Raw genomic sequence first — 23,854 nt, 5'->3', positions numbered from 1 at the left:
TCGTAGGCGCGCCTATAGATCAGTTCCGGGAGCGTGGCAAGGGCCGAACAGCTGAAATTGCGCTTCAGCTTGTGTTTTCAGGCTTTCAAAGCCTCTTCGTGGCCGGCACGGACCAGTTCCTCTGCCCGCGCTGCCAGGGCCTTGCGGTCCGGAAAGTCCGCCACTTTCAAAGGCGGGTGGTAGATGAGTTCCACCGAGCCCTGGCGTAGAGTGCCCAAGACCTTAAGGAGGTGCGGCCCGAAATCCATGTCGCCCCACCAGCCATAGAAACGGTGCGGAGCGCCTTGGGGCGGATGATAAACCACCGACACCGGCTGAACATGCAGGGAATTGCGCAGACGCTCCGTAAAGAAAGCGGCAAAGAGTGTTGTTTTAAAACGCAGAACTCTCAATCCATCGGTTGAAGTTCCCTCAGGAAAGAACAACAGCTTATGGCCTGCGCCCAGCCTTTGCTCAAACAGTTCCGCTTGCTCCCTGGCCTTCTTGGGATTGCGTTCGATGAACACTGTGCCAGTTGCACGTGCCAGCCAACCGATCCCCGGCCACTTGGCCACCTCGGCCTTGGAAACAAAGTAGATCCGCTTGCGCGCATTCAGCGCAAAGATGTCCAGCCAGGAGGAATGGTTGGCCACCACAGGACCGCGTTCCCGCATCAGGCTTCCGCGAGTCTTGTAAGCGATCCCCATAATGCGGAATGCGTTGCGGCAAACGAACTGGGTGATGAACGGGGTTACCGGGCGCTGCAAACCGAAAAGAGGCCGCTCGATCAGCCGGGCTGCCAGCAAAACCAGGAGCCCGCCAAAGACGAGAATTGCCAGAGGCAGCCCGCGCACGACCACCAGCACCCACCCCGCAGGCGTGATCCGGGCCGGATCCGGCGCCTCCTCGCTTTGCCAGCTCATGCTCATTCCCGGCCGCGGCCTCCCGCATAGATCTTGCGCTGGCGCTCATTCATCCGTGCTGTATCCAGAATGAGGCAAACGTCTGTGGTGTTGAATGTGTGATCGATAAAGGCACCCTCACCGACAAAACCGCCAAGCCTCAGGTAGGCCTTGATCAGCGCTGGCGTTTCAACCATCGCACGCTTCCGGTCTAGGTCAGCCTTGTCCACCAAGTCCATATTTTGAAACGATTTTGACCGCACCCGAAGTTCGGAAGGCGCAAGGTGGTTATGGTGAAGCATTGCAAGCGGGTTGGCCAGGGATTGGGGGTTCGTTCCATGAAAGCTTGCCACCCCGAACAACACGTCGATCCCGTGTGCTTCGACATAAGCCGCCAGGCCGGACCAAAGGTGAAACATTGCCATGCCGCCGCGGTAATCCGCGTGCAGGCAGGAACGCCCAAGTTCAAGCAGCCTGCGTCCCGAAGATTTCAGCACCGACAGGTCATATTCATCTTCGGAATAGAACTGTCCGATCTTCGCAGCCTGGTCACTCCGCAGCAGCCGGTATACGCCAACCACCTGCCCGGCGGTCTCATCTGTCACCAGCATATGGTCGAAGAAAGGATCAAACCGGTCGCGTTCCAGCCCCGCGTCGTGGTCAACCAAGTCGCCGCCGCCGCCAAGCTCCCGGACAAACACGTCATAGCGCAAGGCCTGAGCAGCCTGCAGCTCAGCCTCGGTTTCTGCTATTTTCACGGAAAATTCCGGAGCACGGTCTTGCATTCGGTAACTCTGCGTGGTTCAGGCTTGCGCGCAACTAGCCCATACGGCAAAGAAAGCGCAAGATTTCAGGTAAGTTTGAAAGAGTTCGTTAACCCTTCATAAACCGTTATGGCTCAAAGACGGGGATAAGGGAGACGCGCGCTCCATCAATCACAAGCTTTCCCTGATCGGGGAAATTCACGGTGATCTTGCCGCCTGCGTTTGATTGCACCTGGCCGACGCCCCATTCGGGGTGGTCCGGGTGCCGGACAAACATGCCGGGGGCTAGAATAGCGTTGAGGTCATTCATTGGCGGGTGGCCCAATTCGGAGGACGTAAAAGTTATGGGTGTAGATAACGCCAATCTGGCCGCTTTGGTAGGGTCTCGGATCTGCCATGATCTGATCAGCCCCGTCGGCGCCATCAACAACGGGCTGGAACTGCTGGGCATGGCCGGCAGCATGTCCGGACCTGAACTGGAACTGATCTCCGACAGCGTCGCCAATGCCAATGCCCGTATCCGCTTCTTCCGCATTGCCTTTGGCGCCGCCGGCAATCAGCAGACACCTCGGGCCGAGGTGGTTTCCGTGCTTGAAGATGTCAGCAAGGGCGGACGCATCCAGTATCAATGGTCCCCGCTGGAGGGCTGTACCCGCAGCGAGGCGCGTCTGGCACTGCTGTCCGCACTGTGCCTGGAATCGGCCCTGCCCTATGGCGGCACGGTCAAAATTTTCTGTGCCGACAGCAAATGGACCGTGGTCGGCGAAGGCCGCAAAGTCACGGTCGATGATGAACTTTGGGCGCGGGTCAGCGGCGGAAGTTCAAACGCCGAGATTACTCCCGCACTGGTCCAATTCGCGCTGCTGCCGGAGGCGGCCAAGGAAGCGGGCCGGACCGTGCGGCTGGAACTGAACCTTGAAAATATCACGATGCAGTTTTAAGCGCTGCAATTTGCACAAAGAAACGCCGGGCTACTTGCCCGGCGTTTTGCATTTTTGGGAGTCAGGCGCGGGTGGTTCCGTTGCCGCGCACCAGATATTTGAAGCTGGTGAGCTGGGTTGCGCCCACCGGGCCGCGGGCGTGCATCTTGCCGGTAGCAATGCCAATCTCTGCCCCCATCCCGAACTCGCCGCCGTCGGCGAACTGGGTTGAAGCATTGTGCATCAGGATAGCGCTATCGAGCTCAGCAAAGAATTTATGAACTGCGGCCTCATCCTCGGTGATGATGCAATCGGTGTGCTGCGAGTGATGGGTGCGGATGTGCTCAATCGCTTCATCAATGCTTGCAACCTGTTTGGCTGCGATGATCGAGTCCAGGTATTCCTTGCCCCAATCCGCGTCGCTGGCCGCCGCCATGCCGTCAGGGCCAGGCAATCCTGCCTCGGCACGGATTTCGACCCCGGCACTCGACAGCGCTTCCAGAACAGCCTTGCCCAATGTGCCGGCGATGTCCTGATGGATCAGCAGGCATTCGGCAGCGCCGCAGATGCCCGTGCGGCGGGTCTTGGCGTTCAGTACGACGTCCAACGCCTTCTGCGGATCGGCGGATTTGTCGAGGTAGATGTGAACGATACCTTCGAGGTGGGCAAAGACCGGCACACGCGCCTCGCGCTGCACCAGGCCGACCAGCCCTTTGCCGCCGCGCGGCACGATGACGTCAACGTAATCGGTCATTGTCAGCAGTTCCTGCACTGCTGCGCGGTCACGGGTCGGCACCAGTTGCACCGAATCTTCAGGCAGGCCCGCAGATTTCAATCCTTCTGCCAGGCAGGCATGGATGGCTTGCGAGGAATGGAAGCTTTCCGAGCCGCCGCGCAGGATCACAGCATTGCCAGATTTCAGGCACAGTGCGCCGGCATCGGCCGTCACATTCGGGCGGCTTTCATAGATCACGCCAATCACGCCCAGAGGAGTGCGGACGCGCTGGATCTTGAGGCCGGTGGGCTGTTCCCACTCCTCCATCACTTCGCCAACCGGGTCGCGCTGCTCAGCCACCGCCCGCAGGCCGTCGACGATGCCCTGGATGCGGGCCTCGTCCAGCATCAGCCGGTCCATCATTGCGTCGGACAGACCCTTGTTCCGGCCGAACTCCAGATCCTTGGCGTTCTCCGCGATGATTTCAGCCCGGCGGCTCCAGACCGCCTCAGCGGCGCCGATCAGCGCCGCATGTTTGCGTTCCGCACTGGCTGTGGCCAGGATCTGCGCCGCTTGCTTTGCACGTTTGCCAAGCTCCGTCATCATGGCGGGGATGTTCTCATTGTCTTTCATATGTCTCGCACCCTTGCCGGTCCCTGTCTGGCCCGTCTTCGGCCTGCCGGCTGGAATAAACTATCTGTCCAGTCTCTCAAAGCGCCATATCATCGCGGTGGATCAGCGCGGCACGGCCGGGATAGCCCAACGTGGCCTCGATCTCCTGCGACTGGCGCCCTTGGATGGCACGGGCCTCGTCCGCAGTATAGCGTGACAGCCCTTGCCCCAGTTTGTGCCCGTCTGGGCCAAGGATGGCCAGCGGATCTCCGCGGCCAAAGTCACCCTCCACATGACGGACGCCTGCGGGCAGCAGGCTCTTGCCCGACTTGAGCGCACGTGCCGCGCCTTCGTCGATTGTGATGACCCCGCGGGTCTTCATTGCGCTGATCCAGCGCTTACGGGCGCCTTGCGGATCACCCTGCCCCGTGAACCAGGTGCTGGTCGCACCTTCCTCAAGTGATTTCAGTGGGTTCAAAGGCGAACCTTCAGTGATCGCCATGGCGCAGCCGGCTGCTGTTGCCATTTTGGCCGCCAGCAGTTTGGTGATCATGCCGCCTTTGGACAAGCCGGAGACGCCATCGCCGGCCATCGCCTCGATCTCCGGTGTGATCTCGTCAATCCGGTCGTAGCGCCTGGCATCGGGATCCAGCGCGGGGTTGGCGCTGTAGAAACCGTCGACATCGGACAGCAGGATCAGGCAATCAGCGCCAACCGTCACTGCAACCTGTGCTGCCAGCCGGTCATTGTCGCCATAGCGGATTTCGTCCGTTGCGATGGTGTCGTTCTCGTTGACGATCGGAACCGCGCCCATGCTCAAGAGCGTCTCAAGCGTTGCCCGCGAGTTCAGGTAGCGGCGGCGGTTTTCGCTGTCTTCCAGCGTCACCAGCACCTGCGCAGTGGTAATCCGGTGGGGCGCAAGCGCTTCTTCATAGGCGCGGGCCAAGCGGATTTGCCCAACCGCGGCGGCGGCTTGGGACTGTTCCAGCGGCAAATCCGCACGCGGCAGCCCAAGAACACCGCGGCCCAAGGCAATTGAGCCAGATGACACCAGAACAACATCCGTGCCATGCGATTTCAGCCAGGCAACATCATTGGCCAGGGAGTGCAGCCAGCCGGCCCGCAGCTCGCCTGTGTCCCGGTCGACCAGAAGGGCGGACCCGATCTTGACGACAATCCGCTTGGCAGAACTCAGGGCTGCCAAGGCTTTTCCTCCTCGGCGGGTTTCATACGCAGGCGGTCGTCGTCAATCTCGTTCCGCAGAGCCCGCAGCACCTCGTTCACGCCTTCCCGGCTGACACCGGACATCAGCAGCACCGGCCCGCCGACAGCTTCCTCAAGCGCGGCGCGCTTTTCCTGCAGCTCGTCGGGATCAATTGCATCAACCTTGTTCAGCGCAGTGATCCGGGTTTTGGTGGCCAGTTCGCCGCCGTAAGCTTCCAACTCGCCGATGATGGTCTCGTAATCCTCGACCACAGTTTCCGAAGTGCCATCCACCAGATGCAGCAGCACCGCGCAGCGTTCGACATGGCCCAGGAAACGGTCGCCAATGCCGCGGCCTTCATGGGCGCCTTCGATCAGTCCTGGAATGTCGGCAACCACAAATTCGGTGTTGTCGATGCCAACCACGCCGAGGTTCGGGTGCAGCGTTGTGAACGGGTAATCGGCAATCTTGGGGCGGGCGTTAGAGGTTGCCGACAAGAAAGTGGATTTTCCCGCGTTGGGCAGCCCCAGAAGGCCCGCATCTGCAATCAGTTTGAGCCGCAGCCAGATAGTGCGTTCAACGCCTTCCTGGCCGGGATTGGCCCGCCGCGGCGCCTGGTTGGTGGCCGATTTGAAATGCAAGTTGCCAAAACCGCCATTGCCGCCCTTGGCCAGCAGCACGCGGGCACCGGGTTCGGTGAGGTCGGCCAGAACGGTTTCTTCGTCCTCATCCAGGATCTCGGTCCCCACGGGGACACGCAGAATAATGTCGTCGCCGTCCTTGCCGGTGCGCTGGCGGCCCATGCCGGACTGGCCGTTCTTGGCAAAGAAATGCTGCTGGTAGCGGAAGTCGATCAGGGTGTTCAGACCCTCGGTCACCTCAGCCCAGACAGAACCGCCCTTGCCGCCATCGCCCCCGTCCGGCCCGCCGTACTCGATGTATTTCTCACGGCGAAAGCTGACGCAGCCGTTCCCGCCGGCGCCCGAGCGGATATAGACTTTTGCCAGATCGAGGAATTTCATGACAGCTCCTTAATGCGGCAGGCACCCTGCCCTGTCCGCGCAGTACAAGTGTCCCGCAAGCGCTTGGGACACTTGCGGGATGTTTGGTTTGCCTTACCGCAAAGCGCGCGCCGCGCCAATCACAGTTTTCGGCTGTAGGTCCAGGTTGGGACAGTTGCGTCGCGGGCCACCGAATAGCTTTCGGCGTCGCCCAGGTAGTCAAAGCCGCAATGGATCAGCACCCGCGCCGAGGCCGGGTTGTCCTGAAACACCACCGCAAACATCGCATCGTTGCCTTGCGGATTTGCCTCGACCAATGCCTTCAAAGCGGCGGACGCAAGGCCAGTGTTCCAAAACGGCGGTGCCGTCCAGTAAGAGACCTCGGACTGGTTGCGGTCCATCCGCTTGAGCCCGATCACCCCTTTCAGTTCGGCATCGCCATCAGCAGTGCCGTCGATTACCCAGACATCCTCGTCACGGTCTTCAGCCATGGCGCGCGCAACATAAGCTTCAACAGCGCCAGGCGGCAGCGGATGCGGCACCGACCGGGTCATGCGCGCCACACGTTCTTCACCGGCATAGTGGGAGATCAGCCCGGCATCGGATCTGCGCAGCGGGCGCAGAATAAAACGCTCAGTTTCGATGACCTGCTGGGTCACGATCTGCTCCAGGTTCATGGACGTGCTCCTCCTCTGCCAAAAGTCTTCCGGCGGCATCTGCCCTTGTTGTTGCGGCGCTTCGTTTCAGATGTGCATGCGATGCCGGTGCGGCAAGGCATAGCGCCTTCAAATTTCACAAAACTTCCCGTTGATGCAGCGTGAGCACCGGGCCGGCGCAAAGCAGCAGACGGGGCCTTCATCGTTGCTGGGGAAACCATGGTTCACTCGCATTCGGAAAACAGAAAAGGGGACCGGCTGTATAGCCGATCCCCCTAAAGATTTCTTTACCGTTCGGGTCGGCTTACTCAGCGGCCTCCGCCACTGGGAGAACCGATACAAAGGTGCGGCCTTTCAGGCCTTTGCGGAAGCTTACAGCACCGTCGGCAGTTGCGAACAGGGTGTGATCCTTGCCCATGCCCACGCCTTCGCCGGCCCAGAACTTGGTGCCGCGCTGACGCACGATGATGTTGCCTGCGATGGCCGCCTGGCCACCATAGAGTTTCACGCCAAGGCGGCGGCCCGCGGAGTCGCGGCCGTTACGTGAGGAACCGCCAGCTTTCTTATGTGCCATTCTCTCTCTCCTTAGCCTTTGGCCAGCTCTTTGGCCTGCTCAACCCACTCGGGCTTCACTTTGATTGCTTCGATACCAGCAATGTCGTCTTCGGACAAGGCTGCGATCTGGGCAAAGCTGGTGAGGCCTGCTTCTGCCAGTTTCTTGGCAGCTGCGGGGCCGACGCCGGTCAGAGCGGTCAGGTCGTCCGAGGCAGCGGCTTCAGCGGCAGCAGGTGCAGCTTTGGCAGCAGCTTTCGGAGCCGCTTTGGAAGCGCCGGACGCCAGGATCTCGGTGATCCGGACCAAGGTCAGCTTCTGACGGTGGCCGACGGTGCGCTTGGAGGAGTGCTTCCGGCGGCGTTTGACGAAGTTGATGACCTTGTCGCCTTTGATCTGGTCGATGACTTCTGCCTTAACAGCAGCGCCTTCGATCAGCGGAGCGCCAACAACCGGTGCGTCGCCGCCCAGCATCAGAACTTCGTCGAATTGGATGGTTTCGCCAGCATCAGCAGCCAATTTTTCAACGCGGAGCACGTCGCCCGCCTGAACTTTGTACTGCTTGCCGCCAGTCTTGAGGACCGCAAACATGTGCGTTTTTCCTTTTCTAACCGCGTCCTACGGCCCCCTTGCGGGTGTTTCGGCAGATGCCGCCTCGAACAGCGCGCCCATTAGCGGGGCGTATTACAAATGAACCCCGGCACGCGGATTCCGGGCCGGGATGCGGGCTTATGGGGCGGATTGGCTGTGCTGTCAACTGTTTTCCACCAAGGCAGCGGCCTGCTGCCTGGATCAGATATCCTGGCCTGGCGTAAGCTCTGCCATCCGGTGCGCCAGCTCCTCGAACCGGTTGGCTGTGATCTCATACTGGACGGCATTCAGAAGTTCATAAACCCGCTGCATCGGTGCCTCCTCCAGCGCTTCCACATAGGCTTCCACTTCGGCATCGGAGAACTCTTGATAAGTATAGGCAGAGGCCGCCAGACTGGAGGCCTGAAGGCTGAGGCGCAAGTCCCCCTCCTGCTCTTTCATCAGCGCCCGCAGCGCGTCCGTGTCCAGCTCCAATTCGATCACACCCGCGTCGGCAGCCGCCATCAGGAAACGGAACTGAATCTGCTGCAGCGCTTTTACCCCGGTGCCAGCAGCATCAATTGCAGTGCCCATGCGCCGGTACATGGCGACGCGCTTGCTTCCGGCTTTGACCAGGTCGGAAATGATCCTATTGCCGGCAATTTGCTTGACCTCGTCATCCTCGATCAGATGCGAGGCATTCTCGGCCCGCACCAGTCTTTGCCCAAGGTCGCTTGCATAAAAACCAGCCGCAAAGTCCAGCGCCTCATCATCCAAGGTCTCCTCCAGGATTTCCAGCGCCAGGACGCGCATCTCCGAGGTATCAAACACTTCTTCGGACATTTTGGTCCATTGGCTTCCGAAGGCCCCCGCATCAAAACCCAGCATCAGCGGTGCGCTTGAGGCAGACAGAGCGATACTGTCCAGTGCAACGTCAAAGCCGGTCACTTCCAGGAAAGCTTCCAGACGGTCGCGATCCGCTGCATGAGCCGGCTGCAGGGCGGCAATGAATGCCCAGCTGAAAAACAGAAGGGCACGGGTCAGGACGGCGGGCATTCGGGCTGTGTTGCGCATAAGGTAAATCTAGGCAAAAACCTTTGGCTGACAACGGGAAACCGGCTTTTTTTGCCAAAGCTGCATTTCCCCCTTGCGCCCTACCGGAATCAACCTTAAACGCTGCCCCACCAGACCCCCGCGGAGAGGTGCCGGAGTGGTCGAACGGGGCGGTCTCGAAAACCGTTGTGGGTGCAAGCCCACCCAGGGTTCGAATCCCTGTCTCTCCGCCATTTACCCCTAAGATCGCTTCGACGAACGCCCGAGCCGAGAGACGCTCACGCCCCTCGCGGAAGGCGAGTCTGGCCGGGTTTCTGAGCCAATCCGCATCCAAGCCCTGCTGCCGCGCCGACAATTTACCTGCCGGTGCACCTGCCGCACTTGCCAGGCACCTCGCAAAAGAAGAGTTAAAATTCACCTGACAGATGGCGGCCCTCTTGCGTGCGCAACTTATAGGGTAGCGGCACCTCCAAAAGGACGCCAATGTGAATGCATTCCAAATTTTGGGAAGGCTGAAAACATGGATAAAGTTGTTGATCACGGACCGCTTGCTGAAAATTTTGCCGAGACGGCAGCAAGGCTTGGAGTGCTTTTTGCAGAAAGAGCCGCCGATCTTGACGAAAATGACCGCTTTGCCGAAGCCAACTTTAACGACTTGAAGGAAAGCGGCCTGATCAGCGCAGCGGTTCCGGCTGAACTGGGCGGAGGCGGTGCCGATGTGCGCACCCTAGCCAGGGTATTGCGGACAATTGCACAGTCCTGCGGCTCTACCGCCCTCACGCTTTCCATGCATACCCATCAGGTCGCCATTCCTGCCTGGCGATGGCGGCACCAGGAAGAAGCACAGCCACAGGTCGCGCCGCTTTTGCGCAGGGTGGCGAAGGAGAAGCTTTTACTTTCGAGCTCAGGCGGGTCGGACTGGATTGGCGGATCCGGCAAGGCTGAACGGGTCGAAGGCGGCTACCGGGTCACGGCGCACAAGGTGTTTTCCTCTGGCGCGCCCGCAGCGGATCTGCTGATGACGGGCGCAATCTGCGGCGAAGGCAGCGAAGCAGCCTTTCTGCATTTCGCCGTCCCGATGACAGCGCCGGAAGTTACAGTTCTGGACACATGGCGCACGCTGGGCATGCGGGCAACCGGATCTCAGGACATCAGGATTGAGGGGCTGTTTGTCCCAGACGGGAACATTGCCCTCAGGCGCAAGGCAGGTGAATGGCATCCCGCGCTTCAGTTGGTTTCATCCATTGCCACACCGTTGATCTACTCCGTCTACCTTGGCGTGGCGGAAGGCGCCCGTGACATTGCTGTCGGCATGGCACGAAAGAAACCGGCAGCACCGCGGCTGCAATCGCTTGCGGGACGCCTGGACACTGCGCTTGCTGCCGCAGGCATGGCCCACGAGACGATGATCGCCGCCTCTGAGCGCAATGCGCCTTCGGCAGAAACCGTCAACGATGTCATGATCGGCCGCCGCCTGGTTGAAGAAAATGCAATCCGTGTTGTTGAACTGGCTATGGAACTGGCCGGCGGAGCAGGCTTTTACCGCAAAGCGGAACTTGAACGCCGGTTCCGCGACATTCAGGCAGCGCGCTATCACCCGCTGCAGAAGGAAGCTCAAACGGAATTCACAGGCGCCTTGGCGCTTGGACAGCCGGTGGACAGGATTTACTGAGGCGGCAAGGTGCCAGGGATCCAGTCAAACTGCCCTCGCCCCTCTTAGGATTGCCGCTTTCCGCGCCGGGCCAGGCGCTCCAGCTGTTCATCCTGCAGCAGCTGAGCCAATACTCTTACCGTTTCTTCCTGCGAAAAAGACGGATAGACCGCCTTATCCGGATAGCTCGAAAAATCCGCGTGGAACAAGGTCTCGCGATCAGGGAAGTACCTGGCCCGAACAGCTTCATTGCCATCTTCAAAGGCTTCTAGGAACTTCTGCGCCTGCTCGCGGGACGGAGCCACTTTTGTTTCCGATGTGGCGCTTACCGACATCAGTATCTTCATGGCCCGTTTCCAGGCAATAGTGATTTGATCAGGGTTTCTGTCTGGCCAAAGCCGATTCAATTGGCGGATCAGCTCAATGGCCCTGCCATCAACAGCCGGGTTCCGGGGCGGTTCAGATGCCAGGCTTGCATTGTACAACCCGTCAAGGCCGGCAGCAGAGCAAAAGTCGGCGATCAAATCCCTGTTCTCTTCGACACTGTCAGGAAACAGCAGCGGCTTGATATTGCCCTTGCCAAAGAAATGCTCATAAGGAGCCAAAAGCCTGTCCAAATGAAGGCTTGGAACCGTTTGCAGGCAGTTCTGCTCTGTGGAGCCGAGGTTCTTTACTGCATTCTTGTAACGGCTTACCGCCCGCTTGTCCTGACGCCTGCAAACCGCGACGACTGTGACGCTATCAAAAAAGCGTTGCAGCCATCGTTTCATAGCCTGAACGGCCGGATCGCGAGGCTCTCCCGTTCCGATATTCGAGATACTCTCGCAAGATATGATGCAGACTTCGATACCCTCTGCAGCCGCCTGTTCGATCTGCGCTTGAATTTTCCGCCGCAGGTCCTTCTGTTTCCTTGGAAAATTTTTCGCTGTGACGCCGATGCGGACAAAAGAAGGCCGGGCCTCATACTCGTGGCTGAACGCCACGGCGAATTCAAACATTGCAGCCTGCGTCAAGCGGATCACCCGCGCATTCAGTGCCGCAAGGGTGTCAGCGCTTTGTGTCAGGAAATTCTGAATATAAGAACTGCCTGTTTTTGACGGGCCAATGTGCAGAACACACCGCATGCAAAGTCCTATTTTTGAACAGCTTTATGTATGGCAGCGGAAATGGCGTCAAGGCCGCCGCCATTGCATACGGCAAAAGAAAACCCCCAAGCCGGAGGCTTGGAGGTTTTGAAAGCTTACAGAGCTGCCTTAGGCGCGGCGGCGGCGTCCGCCAGAACGGCCGCCACGACCGCGGCCTTCTTCGCCTTCAGCAGCCGGTGCTTTGTTGAACTTGATCCAGTCGCCGCCGTGCGGGTCGTTGTTGGTCAGCAGGTTGGCCGCGCGGATGGCTTCCATTTCCTTGCCGGCCTTCGGCTTGGTGGAGCCCATTCCGAACATGGTTACGAAAGCCTCGTCGTCCATGCCTTCCGGCAGGATGATGCCGGCAGCTTCGACTTCGGCTTTTTTCTCGGCGATCTTCTTCTGGGTGATCGGCAGAGCAACCGGGTTCATGATCGCGGAGGTCATGCCAGCAGCCATTGCCATAGGCAGGAAGGCGTTGTTGATGCCGTGGCGGTTCGGCAGGCCGAAGGAGATGTTGGAGGCACCGCAGGTGGTGTTCACGCCCAGCTCCAGACGCAGCTTGCGGACCAGTTCGAACACCTGCTGGCCGGCGGTTGCCATGGCGCCGATCGGCATCACCAGCGGGTCAACCACGATATCATGCGCCGGGATGCCGAAGTCGGCTGCGCGCTCAACGATCTTTTTGGCAACGGCAAAGCGGACTTCCGGATCTTCGGAGATGCCGGTGTCGTCGTTGGAAATCGCCACAACCGGAACATTGTACTTCTTGACCAGCGGCAGCACCATTTCCAGGCGGTCTTCTTCGCCGGTCACGGAGTTCAGCAGCGGACGGCCTTCGGCCGCGGCCAGGCCGGCTTCCAGTGCACCCGGAACCGAGGAGTCGATGCACAGCGGCACATCGGTCAGGCCCTGCACCAGCTCGACGATCTTGGTCATCAGCGGCGGCTCGGTCTCGTTCGGGTTCGGGTTGGAGTTGTAGACAACGCCCGCGTTGATATCGAGGATATTGGCGCCAGCCATCACCTGGGCCAGCGCGTCTTTCTCAACGGTGGAGAAGTCGCCGGCTTCCAGCTCGGCCGCCAGCTTTTTACGGCCGGTGGGGTTGATACGCTCGCCGATCACGCAGAAGGGCTCATCAAAGCCCAGGATCGCGGTTTTTGTTTTTGATTCTACGACTGTACGGGTCATATTTGATCCTCAGGGTGTCAGGAGTTAACCGGCTTGGCGGACTCGCCGCCGTTGTTGATCGCCCAGGTGGCATTGGTCTTGATGCCGCCCAGCGGGAAGAAGTGGACCTTCTCGATCTGGAAGTCCGGGTTAGCTGCTTTGTGAGCTGCCAGATCCGCCAGAATCTCGCCCGGCTCATGCGGCAGCAGCAGCTTGGAGACGTCTTTGGCGCGTTTCTGCAGCACTTTCAGCGACGGGCCAACGCCGCAAGCGATTGCAAACTTGATCATGGTCTGCAGCTTGGCCGGGCCTGCGATGCCGATGTGCACAGGCAGGTTCATGCCGCGCTCTTTCAGCTCGTTCACCCAGTCGATCACCGGCTGCGCTTCAAAGCAGAACTGGGTTGCCAGCGCCATCTCGGCGTCGGTGCGCTTGGAGAATTCCTGTTTCCAGTCCAGCGCCGAATAGGTGTTGGCGCGGCCGCCGTTGGGGTCGATGTCCAGGTTCGGCTCCGGGTGGCCGGCAACATGCAGGTTGGTGAAACCCGCTTCGTCGAACAGGCCGGTTTCAAGCAGCTGCATGGAGCTGTCAAAGTCGCCGTGCGGCTTGGCAACGCCGCCAGCCAGGATCAGGCCCTGCTTGACGCCCGCTTCGCCCTGGTAACGGTTGATCCAGTCACCCAGAGTCGCCTTGTCTTTGATGATGCGCGCCGGGAAATGCGGCATCACGTCATAGCCTTCGCCAGCGATCCGCTTGGCGGTGGCGACCATGTCCTCGATCGGGGTGCCTTCGATATGCGCGATATAAACGCGGGTACCGGCCGGCAGCAGGTCGCGGAAATCTTCGACCTTGGCGGCAGTACGCGGCATCACCTCGATGGAATAGCCCTTCAGGAAGGCCTCCATTTCCGGGGTGACAGCCTGGCCTGCGCCAGAATCGCGTTTCTTAAAGTTCAGCAAAGCCATAACGGCCTCCCATAAGTGGTGTCAGGCTCACGCCCATCCGTCGTTTGCGATCAGCGCTTTCAGGCGGTCCTGATCGTATTCTGTCTCCAGGCGGGTTGCCTCGGCTTCGGCGATATCGGCCGCTTCGCCTTCTGCGGCAAAGGGGGCTGCCTTGCGCCATTCGGCAAGATAGGCGTCGGCGTCCTTGGCGTTCACCTTCATCGCCGCACGGTCGATGGCCTGCTCAAACCGCTCTTCCAGCTGCCGTTTGGCGCCGCGGCGGCCTTTGCCAACGATGACCTGCGCGGGGATGTCGCGCCAGTATACGATCGTAACGTCGGGCATACCCTGATTTCCTCCTCACCTGGATAGACCACGTTCTAGAGTGGCAGCCGCCGGCACGTTGGTCGAATTTCGACAACGTGAAGAGATAGAGCGACGTTTTTCCTGCCGCGACCCTAGCTTTGTACACCTGCGAATGCCACAGGGCTCAGGCGCAAAAATATTCATCTGGATTATGAGATATCCGGTACCGGGCGGAAATTGCTCTGCTTCTGCTGCCCGGTGCTTGCGCCGCTGCGCGCGCCCACCTATTGTCATCCTTAACACGATAATCGGAGGGCGTGAATCATGGCGCCCAGGCGCTCGAAAGGTGCGGGCGCGTTTCCCAAGGCGGTTGAGACCCCTGCACCGGCCCGGCCCGATCCCGATGCGCTTTATGCGGCGCTGGATCTGGGTACAAATAGCTGCCGCATGCTGATCGCCCAGCCCAAGGGCAGCGGTTTTCATGTGGTCGACAGTTTCTCCAAGTCGGTGCAGCTCGGCGCCGGGCTGGAGCGGACCGGACGGCTGTCGCGGTCTTCGATGGCGCGCACCATCCAGGCGCTGCGGATCTGCCAGCAGAAACTGAAGCGCAACAAGGTCAGACGGATGCGGCTGGTCGCGACGGAGGCCTGCCGCCGCGCCAAAAACTCGCGTGAATTCATCCGTCAGGTCAAACGGGAAACAGGGCTGACGCTGGAAATCATCCAGCCGGAGGAAGAAGCCCGTCTTGCGGTGATCTCCTGCGCACCGCTGGTTTCCACCAAAACCACTCAGCTACTGGTGGTCGATATCGGCGGCGGCTCGACCGAACTGGTCTGGATCGACATTTCCTCGGTGCCGCGCCGGGACCGGCCCTCTGCGATCATGCGTCTGCACAACGGCTTTCATCCGGGCGAGAGCCCCTTCCCTGCCGCCAAGGTCGTGGACTGGATCTCGGTCCCCCTGGGCGTGGCCACTTTGCGCGATCAGTTCAACGACGTTGAAGACGACTCTGCCCGCTTTGCCTTGATGAGCTGGTTCTTCGAGGAGAACCTGGCCGATTTTGCGCCCTACAAGGATGAGCAAGCCCGGGCCGGTTTCCAGATTGTCGGCACCTCCGGAACGGTGACAACGGTGGCCGCATCGCATCTTGGCCTCAAGCGCTACGACCGCACCAAGGTCGATGGCCTGCGGATGACCAGCGACCAGATCGACAAGGTGATCCGCGGGTATCTGGAGCTTGGCCCCCAGGGCCGCCGCCGCGATCCCCGCATCGGCGAGGACCGCCAAGCGCTGATCATGTCGGGTTCTGCCATCCTGCAGGCCTTGCTGCGGTGCTGGCCGACCGATCGCCTGTCTGTGGCGGACCGGGGCCTGCGCGAGGGTCTGCTTTATGCGCAAATGAGTGCGGACGGGGTTCTGGAAGACGGCCCCTTCTAAATCCTGTCGAAATACCCTATGTCCCATGGCTTGGAATTCTGAAGTCCCGGGCCCGGCCCGGAAGGCGGAAAAATGGCAAAGACACCAACTGGCAAAAACACCTCCGGACGCGGTCAGCGCGACCTCAAGGTCAAAGTGAAGTCCGCCCGCGGGCGCAAGCTCAGCTCGACCCGCTGGCTGCAGCGGCAATTGAACGATCCGTACGTCAAACGCGCACAGGCCGAAGGCTACCGCGGCCGTGCGGCTTACAAGATCATGGAGCTGGATGATAAATTCCGCTTCCTTGTCAACGGCGCGCGGGTGGTGGATCTTGGCTGTGCGCCGGGCGGCTGGGCCCAGGTGGCCGTGAAGCGGATCAATTCGCTTGGCGAGAAGCCGGGTAAAGCTGTCGGCCGCATCATCGGCGTCGATCTGCAGGAAGTTGAGCCGCTGGCCGGTGCAGAATTCCACCAGCTGGATTTCATGGATGATGGCGCTGACGACAAGGTCAAGGAATGGCTGGGCGGCAAGGCTGATGTGGTGATGTCGGACATGGCGGCGGCCAGCTCCGGCCACAAGCAGACGGACCATCTGCGTATCATCTCGCTGTGCGAGACCGCAGCTTATTTCGCCTTTGACGTTCTGGAGGACGGCGGCACCTTTGTCGCCAAGGTTTTGGCCGGCGGCGCCGAGGGTGAGCTGCAAAAGCTGCTGAAGCAGAAGTTCACCAAAGTCTTCAACATGAAACCGCCCTCCTCACGGTCGGACAGTTCCGAGAAATTTGTGGTTGCCACGGGGTTCCGGGGCTGAGCTTGCTCAGACCCGGCGGCTGTGCGGTGTTGTCAGCGACCGTGTAGCCAGAGTACGCAGCAAAAGCGCCTCCTCAGCCTCACCGTCGGTTAGCCTGGACACCCGCAGCTTTCGGCTTACATGGCTGGCCATCTCCCGCTGCCGCATCAGTTCGAACAACCGCATATGGCGCAGCTTATCTTGCAATTTTGTCATGATGGCCCCTTCTGGATCCGCCGCTTTCCAGCAAATTAGAAGGGGTTTGGGTCTGTAAAACGACCGAATTGTGGCAAAGCTGCCTTATTGTTGCGAAAATGGAAACAGTTGCAGAAATACCCAAGGGTTATGGCAATTGCCCGTCTGCGATATCGATCAGCGCACCGTTAAACTCAGCGCCCAGGATCAGAATCGCAGCATTCAGGTATAGGAATATCATCGCGGCCATCGCTCCAGCCAGTCCGGCATAGGTCGCTGAGTACTGAGCAAAGGAGCTGACATAGAAGGCAAATCCGCTGCCCGCCGCCAGCCACAGGAGCAAAGTGAGGGCTACGCCAGGCAGGATACGGCGGAACCTGTGAATCCGCCCAGGCAGCAGGATATGGAATGCCAGCACCGCACACGCCGGCAGCAGCAGCGCCAGCATGCCGCTCAGCCCCTTTTCCCAATGCCCGGACAGCTGGCCGAACGGCAGAAGATCTGCAAGATAGCGCACATACAGCGGCAGCAGCAGCTCAAACACCGCTGCGGCCAGTATGCCTGCACCTCCCAGGATCACCAGGCCAATGCAAATGCCCCGTGTTTTCCAGAACGGTCTGGTGTCAATGTCATGATAAGCCTGAACCAGAGCTATGCGGACGGCATCGACCCCATTGGAGGCAAAATACAAAGCAAACAGCCCGCCCAACGTGGCCAGTTGCGGGCTCGAGGTCACAAGAACCGCTTCCAGTTCGGTCAGAATAGGCTGGGCAACCGAATCCGGCCAGGCGCCGAACACAAGCTCGGTCATGCTCTCCCGCTCCACGTCCTGAGAAAGGATGCCCGCAACAGTCCCCGCAAGTGCAACGGTAAACAAAACAAAGGGAAACAGCGCCAGCATCATCGACATTGCGATATGGCTGCTCATCACCCATCCGTTCTTTCTGTTGAAGCGGCGGGCAGCGGCCAGCAGCGCAGCGGGCCAGCGGCGGAAAGGAGGCAGGATCGGCATGGCTGCACGTTTCCATAACCGTCTGAGAATTGCCAGCCGGCCCGTTTCCTTTTTGGCAACTGCGTTATTCTGGTCCTGCTCCGGAAGTGGCGGTACAGTTCGCCGGGTACTAGTTTGAAGTAAAGGAAGAATTTTTAGGCTTAAGCATGTTCTGGATTGTTCTCAGCACGGGAGCGCTGGCCGCGACCTGGACAGCAGCAGGGCTGGCCGCCCTGAGCGCAGCCCGTACTGCGCGGACGCCGCAAGGAGCTATTGGCTGGGTCGTGTTTCTATTGGCGGCACCTGTAGCGGCCCTGCCGGCCTATATGATTTTCGGCCACCACCGGTTCAAAGGGTACTGGCGCGCCCGAAAGGCGGCACAGCACGCGGTAACAGCTGCCCGGAACTACACCAGCGCCCGCTTCGAAGGCGCTGGAAAGCTGGCCGTAAACACCGTGCCCTTTGAACGGATTGCAGGTTCAAAGGTGTGCCGCGGAAACAGAATGCAGCTGCTTACCAATGGCCATCAGACATTTACATCAATTTTCGACGCCATTGAAAACGCGTCGGAGTACATTCTCGTTCAATACTACATCCTGAATGCGGACGGTGTCGGCCAGCAATTGCAGGCCCGGTTGATTGCGGCGGCAGAGCGCGGTGTCACAGTGTGGTTCATGGTAGACAGTATCGGCAGCCGCCACCTGCCCCAGGAGTATTTCCAAGCGCTGGAGACCGCGGGGATCAATACTCTGGATCCCGCCGGCCGCAGGCGCCCCTGGCACCGGCTAAGAATCAATTTCCGGAACCATCGCAAGACGGTCATCATTGATGGACATACTGGATTTACAGGAGGCTTTAACGCCGGCGATGAATACCTCGGCTTGGACCCTGCATTTGGGCCCTGGCGGGACACGCATGTGCGGCTGAACGGCCCGGTTGTACAGCAGCTGCAGCTGGCCTTTGCCGAGGACTGGCACTGGCGTTCGCAGGAACCGGTAATTGACCTGCTCAACTGGCAGCCGGAACCGTCGGCACAGGACCGCCCTGCCCTGATCGTCGCTACAGGCCCAGGCGACAATACCGGCAATGGCTCGATGATGTTCTTTTCCGCCATAACGGCTGCCAGAAGCCGGGTGTGGATGGCCTCCCCCTATCTCGTGCCGGACCAGGACGTTTTTGCCGCCTTGAAACATGCCGCGCTCAGAGGGCTGGATGTGCGGATCCTTTTGCCTGAAACCATTGACCACTACCTCCCGTGGCTAGCTGGCTTTGCATTTTTTGATGAGTTAAGGGACTCCGGCGTGCGCATCCTGCGCTATCAGGGCGGCTTCATGCATCAGAAGTGCTTTGTGATTGACGACACCATAGCGGGTGTCGGCACCGCCAATCTGGACTACCGCTCCTTCCGGCTGAACTTTGAGACCATGGCACTTTTCTTTGATGCGGCCTCCGCAAGCGAAGTGGCGGAAATGCTGCGGAACGACTTCCGAAGCGCAACCGAGCTCACGGTGCCGCTCGGCCAGCAGAAGCTGGCAATCCGCTTGCTTGCCCCAGCCGCGCGCCTGCTGGCGCCGGTTCTCTAGTTCCTGGCCTCATTCTCCTGCCGGTGCATGGAAAAAATCCGTCCCATTGCACTCACCAGAAAGGCGGTGCTGATGCCGAACCCAAACAGTCCCGTGACAGCGGCAAACGCGGCGAAAATCCTGAGCGCCGGCCCCAGAACCACATCGCCGTAACCCAATGTGGTATAGGTCGCCAAAGAAAAATAGACGGAAGTATTCCAGTCACCGATCGCTCCAACAAGGACGAAAGCAGCTGACCAGATCCAGACCTGCGCGGTATGGCCGCCCAGAATAATGAAGATGGCGACAACCAGCATCAGGCCAATCTGCCAGGCTCTGTAGGGTTTGACAAACCGGCCAGCGAGCTTGTTCAGAACGGCGCCGCACCAGACCAGCACGCTAATTTCCAGGATCAGGCATGCGCTCAGGTAAAGCGATCCCCACAACAACTGGTTCCATAGCGTCATCTCTGTCCTCCCGCCATTGTGAAGCACTGCTAAGCTATAGCTGCACCTCGGAAATCTTTTCTGCAATGCCCAATTTTGAATTGGACGGCTGCTGCCGGCGGAAACTGCACAAGTGCCGCACTGGACTTCTGCGGGGCATGGGTATTCAGTGCCTTTTAGGACGCGACGACCCTAAGCGCCGGAGGCAGCTCCAGAATGGTTCTGAGAATCCGAGAAGTGACAAAATCCTATCCTGGCCAGACGCCGGAAACTGCCGTTCTGCGCGGTGTGTCTCTGGATCTGGAAGCCGGACAAAGCCTGGCTTTGACCGGCGACAGCGGTTCAGGCAAAAGCACGCTGCTCCATTTGGCCGCGGCGCTGGACAGTTTCGACAGCGGTGAAATCGAAATTGAAGGCACCCGTCTGTCAAGGCTTGGCGACAGCCAGCGCGCGGCTCTTAGGCGCGAGAAGGTTTCCTTGGTTTTCCAGCAGTTTAATCTGATTTCCTCACTAAATGTGCTGCAGAATATTGCACTCCACGCGCGTCTCGGCCGCAGATGGGAGGCGGAATGGGGGCACAGGCTGGCAGAAAAGCTCGGACTGACCAGCCTGCTTGACCGCTACCCTGAACAGCTTTCGGGCGGGCAGCAGCAGCGAGTGGCCATTGCCCGGGCGCTCGCGGTGCGGCCCCGGCTCCTGTTGGCGGATGAGCCAACCGGAAACCTGGACGAAAGCGCCAGCGAGGCGGTAATGGAGCTGATGCTGGAACTGGTCCGTGAAAGCGGCACGGCACTGTTTCTGGTGACCCACTCGGCCGCTATTGCAAAAATGCTGGACCGGCGGCTGCACCTGCAACATGGCATGGCAGCATGATCCGGGCCGCTTTGCAGGCAATCCTGTCTCACTGGTTCCGCCACCCGATGCAACTGGCTACCCTGCTGGCCGGGATTGCGCTGGCAACCGGGCTTTGGTCGGCTGTGCAAGCGATAAACAGCGAGGCGCGCGCCAGCTATGCAAGGGCGGCGGAGCAGCTTGGCACCGCAGGCGCTGACCGGCTGGTCCCAGAAAATGATTTCATCCCGCTGGAGCAGTACGCCGCTTTGCGCCGGGCCGGATGGCAGCTCGCGCCCGTGCTGGAGGGCACTGTTAGGATCGGTCGGCAAAGCTTTGAAATCATGGGGGTTGACCTGCTGAGCCATCCTTTGGTTCCAGCGCTTTCCGAAGCGGCTCAGCTGGACGATGCCACCCCTTTGGATGCTTTGCTGCCGCCGGGCCGGGTGTTTGCGCATCCAGAGACCGCGTCCTTGGTTGAAGCCGCGAACCCACCCTTTCCCGTGACGCGCGCCGAAGCCTTGCCTCGTTCAATCCTGGTAGCGGACATGAGCCTGGCCAGCAGACTGCTCCGCCGGCCGGACACACTCAGTTATCTCCTTGTGCTGCCTGATCAGGTCCCGGGCTTGCAGCGGCTTGAAACGCTTGCACCGGAGCTGACCCGGATCTCTGCCGGCAACGCATCAGCGGCAACCGCGCGGCTTACGGACAGCTTCCACCTCAACCTGACAGCCTTTGGCTTGCTGTCCTTTGCTGTTGGCTTGTTTATCGTTCAAGGCGCAATCGGCTTGAGCCTGGAACAACGCCGCGGTCTGATACGGACCCTTCGCGGCCTGGGATTGCCCATGCGGCTCCTTATGATGCTGTTTGCCGGAGAACTGGCCGCTATCGCACTTTGTGCTGGGCTGGTCGGGCTGACCGGCGGCTATTTTGTGGCCGCGGCCCTTCTTCCGGGAGTGAGCGCTACTCTGGCTGGTCTTTATGGCGCGCCAGTTGACGGCAGCTTGTCCCTTCGGCCGTCCTGGGCTCTTGGGGGAATGGGAATGGCGCTTGGCGGGACCTTTCTGGCCGGCGCCCAAGCCTTGTTTGCCTTGTCCCGTATGCCCTTGCTGGCCGGGCCTGCGACCCGGGCCCGGGGACAGCAAGCCAGTCGCAGCCATTTTCTTTCGGCCATAACCGGCGCGGTCAGTATCCTTTTAGGAATTCTTGTTCTGGCTAACTTTCAGGGACTTATAGCCGGTTTCGTGTTTCTTGGCGGTATCATGCTGGGAGCAGCCTTAATGCTTCCTCTGCTGATCTCTGCCGGTCTCCGGTTGGGGGCACAGCTGTCCCGCAACCCATTTGGCGATTGGCTGTGGGCAGACACCCGGGCGCAGCTGCCCGGCATGTCGCTTGCCCTAATGGCCCTGCTATTGGCACTGGCGGCAAATATTGGCGTTGGAACAATGGTTTCCAGTTTCCGCCTCACCTTCACTGGCTGGCTGGACCAGCGTCTGTCCGCTGAAATCTATGTCACCGCAAACAGTGATGTTCAGGGAGCCGAACTTGCCGCCTGGCTTGAGCAGCGCGGGGTAACAGCGCTGCCAATCCGCCGTAAAGACATCCGGTTCAAAGGGGCACCGCTAAGGGTGTACGGAATTGTGGACGATGCGACCTATCGTGACAATTGGCCCTTGCTGAATGGCCTCCCGGATGTCTGGGATCAAGTTGCTGCTGGAGATGGTCTTCTGGTCAATGAGCAGCTTGCCCGGCGTCATGGCCTCGTCCCAGGCGGCAGTCTCCGTCTTTCCCCCGATTGGGAGCTGACCATTGCTGGGGTGTATTCTGACTATGGCAATCCTAATGGCCAGGCGATTGTGTCATTGCCAGAACTTCTTGCAAGGTTTCCAGAGATTCCGAACAGGCAATTCGGCTTGCGGCTGCCCCAGGAGAAAGTTCCGGATACTATCAACTCAATCCAGGAAACATTTGAAATACAGCGGGAAAATGTCGTCGATCAAGCCAGTATCAAAGGCCGCTCCCTGGCAATCTTTGACCGGACCTTTGTTATCACCGCCGCGCTCAACCTATTGACGCTGGGCGTGGCGGCATTTGCGATGCTGAGCAGCCTTCTGACCTTGTGGAGCCAGCGGCTGCCGCAATTGGCTCCGGTCTGGGCAATGGGGCTTACGCGCCGGCAGCTGGCACTTGCGGAAGTTCTGCGCAGCGTGCTGCTGGCTGCACTAACCGCGGTACTTGCTCTGCCGCTGGGCCTCGTTCTGGCATGGGCATTGCTGGCGGTGGTCAATGTGGAGGCCTTCGGCTGGGAGCTGCCGATGCATTTGTTTCCTGCTGATTGGCTCCGGCTGTTTCTGCTCGCGATACTGGCAGCGGTTTTGGCTGCTGCGTTGCCCGCACGCCGCCTCAGCAAGCTGGACCCGGCTGAATTGCTCAAGGTGTTTGCCAATGAACGCTAAACTCGCTCTCGCATTTGCCCTTAGTCTTTGGGCTTCGGCAGCCAGTCCGCAAAGTTACGCAGGTCTGGGAACTGAGGCTGAAGGGTTTGCCATTCCGCAGCGCGGTAATCTGCTGAACTTTCCGGGCGATCACGGTGCCCATCCGGATTTCCGTATCGAATGGTGGTACTTAACGGCCAATCTCGAGGGAGTGGACGGCCGCAGCTATGGCGTTCAATGGACATTGTTCCGATCGGCCCTGGCGCCCGCAGACGCCGAGGGATGGCAAAGCCCGCAAATTTGGATGGCTCATGCCGCTGCCACCTCACCCACCCGCCATTTGTTTGCTGAGCGGCTTGCACGTGGAGGGGTTGGACAAGCCGGTGTCATCGCAGAGCCGTTTGAGGCCTGGATTGACGATTGGCAGATGCGCTCAGAGGGAAACAGCCTTGAAAAGATAAGGGTAACCGCAAGCGATCACGCGTTTTCCTATGACCTAAAACTTCAGGCCGACGGCCCGATTGTCCTGCACGGGGACAAAGGGTATTCAGTCAAGTCCGCAAGCGGACAGGCCAGTTACTACTATTCCCAGCCGCACTACCAGGTTACCGGAACGCTGTCGCTCCCGGACGGTCCTGTTGATGTCACGGGTCATGGCTGGCTTGACAGAGAATGGTCCAGCCAGCCGCTGGCTGAAGATCAAAGCGGCTGGGACTGGTTCTCGCTAAGCTTTGACAGCGGCGAAAAACTGATGGGGTTTGTGCTGCGCGGGGACAGTGGCAACTTCACGTCCGGCACCTGGATTTCAAAAGATGGCGGAGCGGAGCCGCTGGCACCAGGTAGTTTCCAGGCTAAGCCCCTGGAATTCAGCCAGGTAAACGGACGCGGGATCCCAACCCGCTGGCAGGCCAGTCTGCCGGAGAAAGGTGTTTCCGTGGACGTCCAAGCGCTTAATCCGCAAAGCTGGATGGGCACTTCGTTTTCCTATTGGGAAGGCCCGGTTTCGGTCACTGGCAGCCACAGCGGCAAAGGCTACCTAGAGATGACAGGCTACGAATAAGGGCGC

25 protein-coding genes and 1 tRNA gene are annotated in these 23,854 nt (G+C 59.8%); 9 read left to right on the top strand and 17 right to left on the bottom strand.

The features are described from left to right. Positions 1-77 precede the first annotated feature (77 nt). The 3 genes from RA20_RS01370 to RA20_RS01360 form a co-directional block, all read right to left on the bottom strand. Positions 78-908, bottom strand: coding sequence for a lysophospholipid acyltransferase family protein (locus RA20_RS01370; RefSeq protein WP_039123839.1), 831 nt, complete (start codon positions 906-908; stop codon positions 78-80). Continuing rightward, on the bottom strand, positions 905-1,666 hold the full coding sequence (locus tag RA20_RS01365; protein ID WP_039123838.1) for a GNAT family N-acyltransferase: 762 nt from the start codon (positions 1,664-1,666) through the stop codon (positions 905-907). Before RA20_RS01365 ends, RA20_RS01370 begins: the two co-directional genes overlap by 4 nt. A 106-nt stretch (positions 1,667-1,772) precedes the next feature. Then, positions 1,773-1,955, bottom strand: coding sequence for a DUF3553 domain-containing protein (locus RA20_RS01360; RefSeq protein WP_027237671.1), 183 nt, complete (start codon positions 1,953-1,955; stop codon positions 1,773-1,775). 34 nt (positions 1,956-1,989) lie between these two features. Here RA20_RS01360 and RA20_RS01355 point away from each other — a divergent pair, with 34 nt between their 5' ends. Beyond that, positions 1,990-2,586 (top strand): histidine phosphotransferase family protein, encoded by a 597-nt coding sequence (locus RA20_RS01355; RefSeq protein WP_039123834.1) that lies wholly within the window; start codon positions 1,990-1,992, stop codon positions 2,584-2,586. Between the two features lie 61 nt (positions 2,587-2,647). Here RA20_RS01355 and RA20_RS01350 read toward each other — a convergent pair whose 3' ends face one another. The 7 genes from RA20_RS01350 to RA20_RS01320 all read right to left on the bottom strand — a co-directional run bounded on the left by RA20_RS01350 (position 2,648) and on the right by RA20_RS01320 (position 8,931). Beyond that, the gene (locus tag RA20_RS01350) at positions 2,648-3,913 is read right to left on the bottom strand and encodes a glutamate-5-semialdehyde dehydrogenase (protein WP_039123833.1); all 1,266 of its coding nucleotides are present in this window, start codon (positions 3,911-3,913) and stop codon (positions 2,648-2,650) included. A 76-nt stretch (positions 3,914-3,989) separates the two neighbouring features. Further along, positions 3,990-5,096 carry a glutamate 5-kinase gene (gene proB / locus RA20_RS01345; RefSeq protein ID WP_039123831.1) on the bottom strand — a complete coding sequence of 369 codons (1,107 nt, stop codon included), beginning with the start codon at positions 5,094-5,096 and terminating at the stop codon, positions 3,990-3,992. Then, the gene (gene obgE, locus RA20_RS01340) at positions 5,084-6,118 is read right to left on the bottom strand and encodes a GTPase ObgE (protein WP_039123830.1); all 1,035 of its coding nucleotides are present in this window, start codon (positions 6,116-6,118) and stop codon (positions 5,084-5,086) included. The genes proB and obgE overlap by 13 nt, the downstream gene beginning before the upstream one ends. A 119-nt stretch (positions 6,119-6,237) precedes the next feature. Next, positions 6,238-6,774, bottom strand: coding sequence for a GNAT family N-acetyltransferase (locus tag RA20_RS01335; protein ID WP_039123829.1), 537 nt, complete (start codon positions 6,772-6,774; stop codon positions 6,238-6,240). Between the two features lie 283 nt (positions 6,775-7,057). Next, a complete protein-coding gene (gene rpmA / locus RA20_RS01330) occupies positions 7,058-7,327 on the bottom strand; it encodes a 50S ribosomal protein L27 (RefSeq protein ID WP_019297807.1) in 270 nt (89 codons plus the stop codon). Positions 7,328-7,338: 11 nt separating this feature from the next. Continuing rightward, positions 7,339-7,896 carry a 50S ribosomal protein L21 gene (rplU, locus tag RA20_RS01325; protein ID WP_039123822.1) on the bottom strand — a complete coding sequence of 186 codons (558 nt, stop codon included), beginning with the start codon at positions 7,894-7,896 and terminating at the stop codon, positions 7,339-7,341. Between the two features lie 201 nt (positions 7,897-8,097). Further along, positions 8,098-8,931 carry a DUF2059 domain-containing protein gene (locus RA20_RS01320; protein ID WP_052248768.1) on the bottom strand — a complete coding sequence of 278 codons (834 nt, stop codon included), beginning with the start codon at positions 8,929-8,931 and terminating at the stop codon, positions 8,098-8,100. A gap of 140 nt (positions 8,932-9,071) precedes the next feature. On the opposite strand from RA20_RS01320, the gene RA20_RS01315 reads away from it, so the two are divergent. Beyond that, a tRNA-Ser gene (locus RA20_RS01315) sits at positions 9,072-9,161 on the top strand. A gap of 287 nt (positions 9,162-9,448) precedes the next feature. Further along, on the top strand, positions 9,449-10,600 hold the full coding sequence (locus tag RA20_RS01310) for an acyl-CoA dehydrogenase family protein (RefSeq protein WP_039123821.1): 1,152 nt from the start codon (positions 9,449-9,451) through the stop codon (positions 10,598-10,600). A gap of 44 nt (positions 10,601-10,644) precedes the next feature. Here the strand turns inward: RA20_RS01310 and RA20_RS01305 are convergent, their stop codons facing one another. From RA20_RS01305 to RA20_RS01290, 4 genes are all read right to left on the bottom strand, one after another. Next, positions 10,645-11,703 (bottom strand): hypothetical protein, encoded by a 1,059-nt coding sequence (locus tag RA20_RS01305; protein ID WP_039123818.1) that lies wholly within the window; start codon positions 11,701-11,703, stop codon positions 10,645-10,647. A 129-nt stretch (positions 11,704-11,832) separates the two neighbouring features. Further along, positions 11,833-12,894 carry a methyltetrahydrofolate--corrinoid methyltransferase gene (locus RA20_RS01300; protein WP_039123817.1) on the bottom strand — a complete coding sequence of 354 codons (1,062 nt, stop codon included), beginning with the start codon at positions 12,892-12,894 and terminating at the stop codon, positions 11,833-11,835. Positions 12,895-12,911: 17 nt separating this feature from the next. After that, positions 12,912-13,838 (bottom strand): methylenetetrahydrofolate reductase, encoded by a 927-nt coding sequence (locus RA20_RS01295; protein WP_039123816.1) that lies wholly within the window; start codon positions 13,836-13,838, stop codon positions 12,912-12,914. A gap of 27 nt (positions 13,839-13,865) precedes the next feature. After that, entirely contained in the window at positions 13,866-14,162 is a 297-nt protein-coding gene (locus tag RA20_RS01290) for a virulence factor (RefSeq protein ID WP_039123815.1), read from the bottom strand. 285 nt (positions 14,163-14,447) lie between these two features. Between RA20_RS01290 and RA20_RS01285 the strand changes: the two genes are divergently transcribed. Then, positions 14,448-15,560, top strand: a complete 1,113-nt coding sequence (locus RA20_RS01285) for a Ppx/GppA phosphatase family protein (RefSeq protein ID WP_039123814.1) — start codon at positions 14,448-14,450, stop codon at positions 15,558-15,560. Between the two features lie 72 nt (positions 15,561-15,632). After that, positions 15,633-16,349, top strand: a complete 717-nt coding sequence (locus RA20_RS01280) for an RlmE family RNA methyltransferase (RefSeq protein ID WP_039123813.1) — start codon at positions 15,633-15,635, stop codon at positions 16,347-16,349. A gap of 6 nt (positions 16,350-16,355) precedes the next feature. On the opposite strand, the gene RA20_RS01275 is transcribed toward RA20_RS01280, so the two are convergent. Continuing rightward, complete coding sequence (locus RA20_RS01275) at positions 16,356-16,544, bottom strand: hypothetical protein (protein WP_039123812.1); 189 nt, start codon at positions 16,542-16,544, stop codon at positions 16,356-16,358. 127 nt (positions 16,545-16,671) lie between these two features. Further along, positions 16,672-17,535: a YihY/virulence factor BrkB family protein gene (locus tag RA20_RS01270; RefSeq protein WP_039123808.1), complete on the bottom strand. Its 864-nt coding sequence runs from the start codon at positions 17,533-17,535 to the stop codon at positions 16,672-16,674. Between the two features lie 146 nt (positions 17,536-17,681). On the opposite strand from RA20_RS01270, the gene cls reads away from it, so the two are divergent. Beyond that, complete coding sequence (gene cls / locus RA20_RS01265; RefSeq protein WP_039123807.1) at positions 17,682-19,097, top strand: cardiolipin synthase; 1,416 nt, start codon at positions 17,682-17,684, stop codon at positions 19,095-19,097. On the opposite strand, the gene RA20_RS01260 is transcribed toward cls, so the two are convergent. Beyond that, positions 19,094-19,543 (bottom strand): potassium channel family protein, encoded by a 450-nt coding sequence (locus RA20_RS01260; RefSeq protein ID WP_039123806.1) that lies wholly within the window; start codon positions 19,541-19,543, stop codon positions 19,094-19,096. The two genes, cls and RA20_RS01260, sit on opposite strands and share 4 nt — an antisense overlap. 195 nt (positions 19,544-19,738) lie before the next feature. Here RA20_RS01260 and RA20_RS01255 point away from each other — a divergent pair, with 195 nt between their 5' ends. Genes RA20_RS01255 through RA20_RS01245 form a run of 3 tightly spaced genes read left to right on the top strand, consistent with a single transcriptional unit; the run spans position 19,739 to position 23,848 of the window. Continuing rightward, on the top strand, positions 19,739-20,395 hold the full coding sequence (locus RA20_RS01255) for an ABC transporter ATP-binding protein (RefSeq protein ID WP_039123804.1): 657 nt from the start codon (positions 19,739-19,741) through the stop codon (positions 20,393-20,395). Then, positions 20,392-22,809 carry an FtsX-like permease family protein gene (locus RA20_RS01250; RefSeq protein ID WP_039123802.1) on the top strand — a complete coding sequence of 806 codons (2,418 nt, stop codon included), beginning with the start codon at positions 20,392-20,394 and terminating at the stop codon, positions 22,807-22,809. Before RA20_RS01255 ends, RA20_RS01250 begins: the two co-directional genes overlap by 4 nt. Beyond that, positions 22,799-23,848: a lipocalin-like domain-containing protein gene (locus RA20_RS01245; protein WP_039123800.1), complete on the top strand. Its 1,050-nt coding sequence runs from the start codon at positions 22,799-22,801 to the stop codon at positions 23,846-23,848. Before RA20_RS01250 ends, RA20_RS01245 begins: the two co-directional genes overlap by 11 nt. Positions 23,849-23,854 lie beyond the last annotated feature (6 nt).

The sequence above is a fragment of the Leisingera sp. ANG-Vp genome, from assembly GCF_000813725.1.
GTDB lineage: Bacteria > Pseudomonadota > Alphaproteobacteria > Rhodobacterales > Rhodobacteraceae > Leisingera.
Note: the sequence above shows the minus strand (reverse complement) of the source record. Positions and strands in the feature narration are given on the sequence as shown.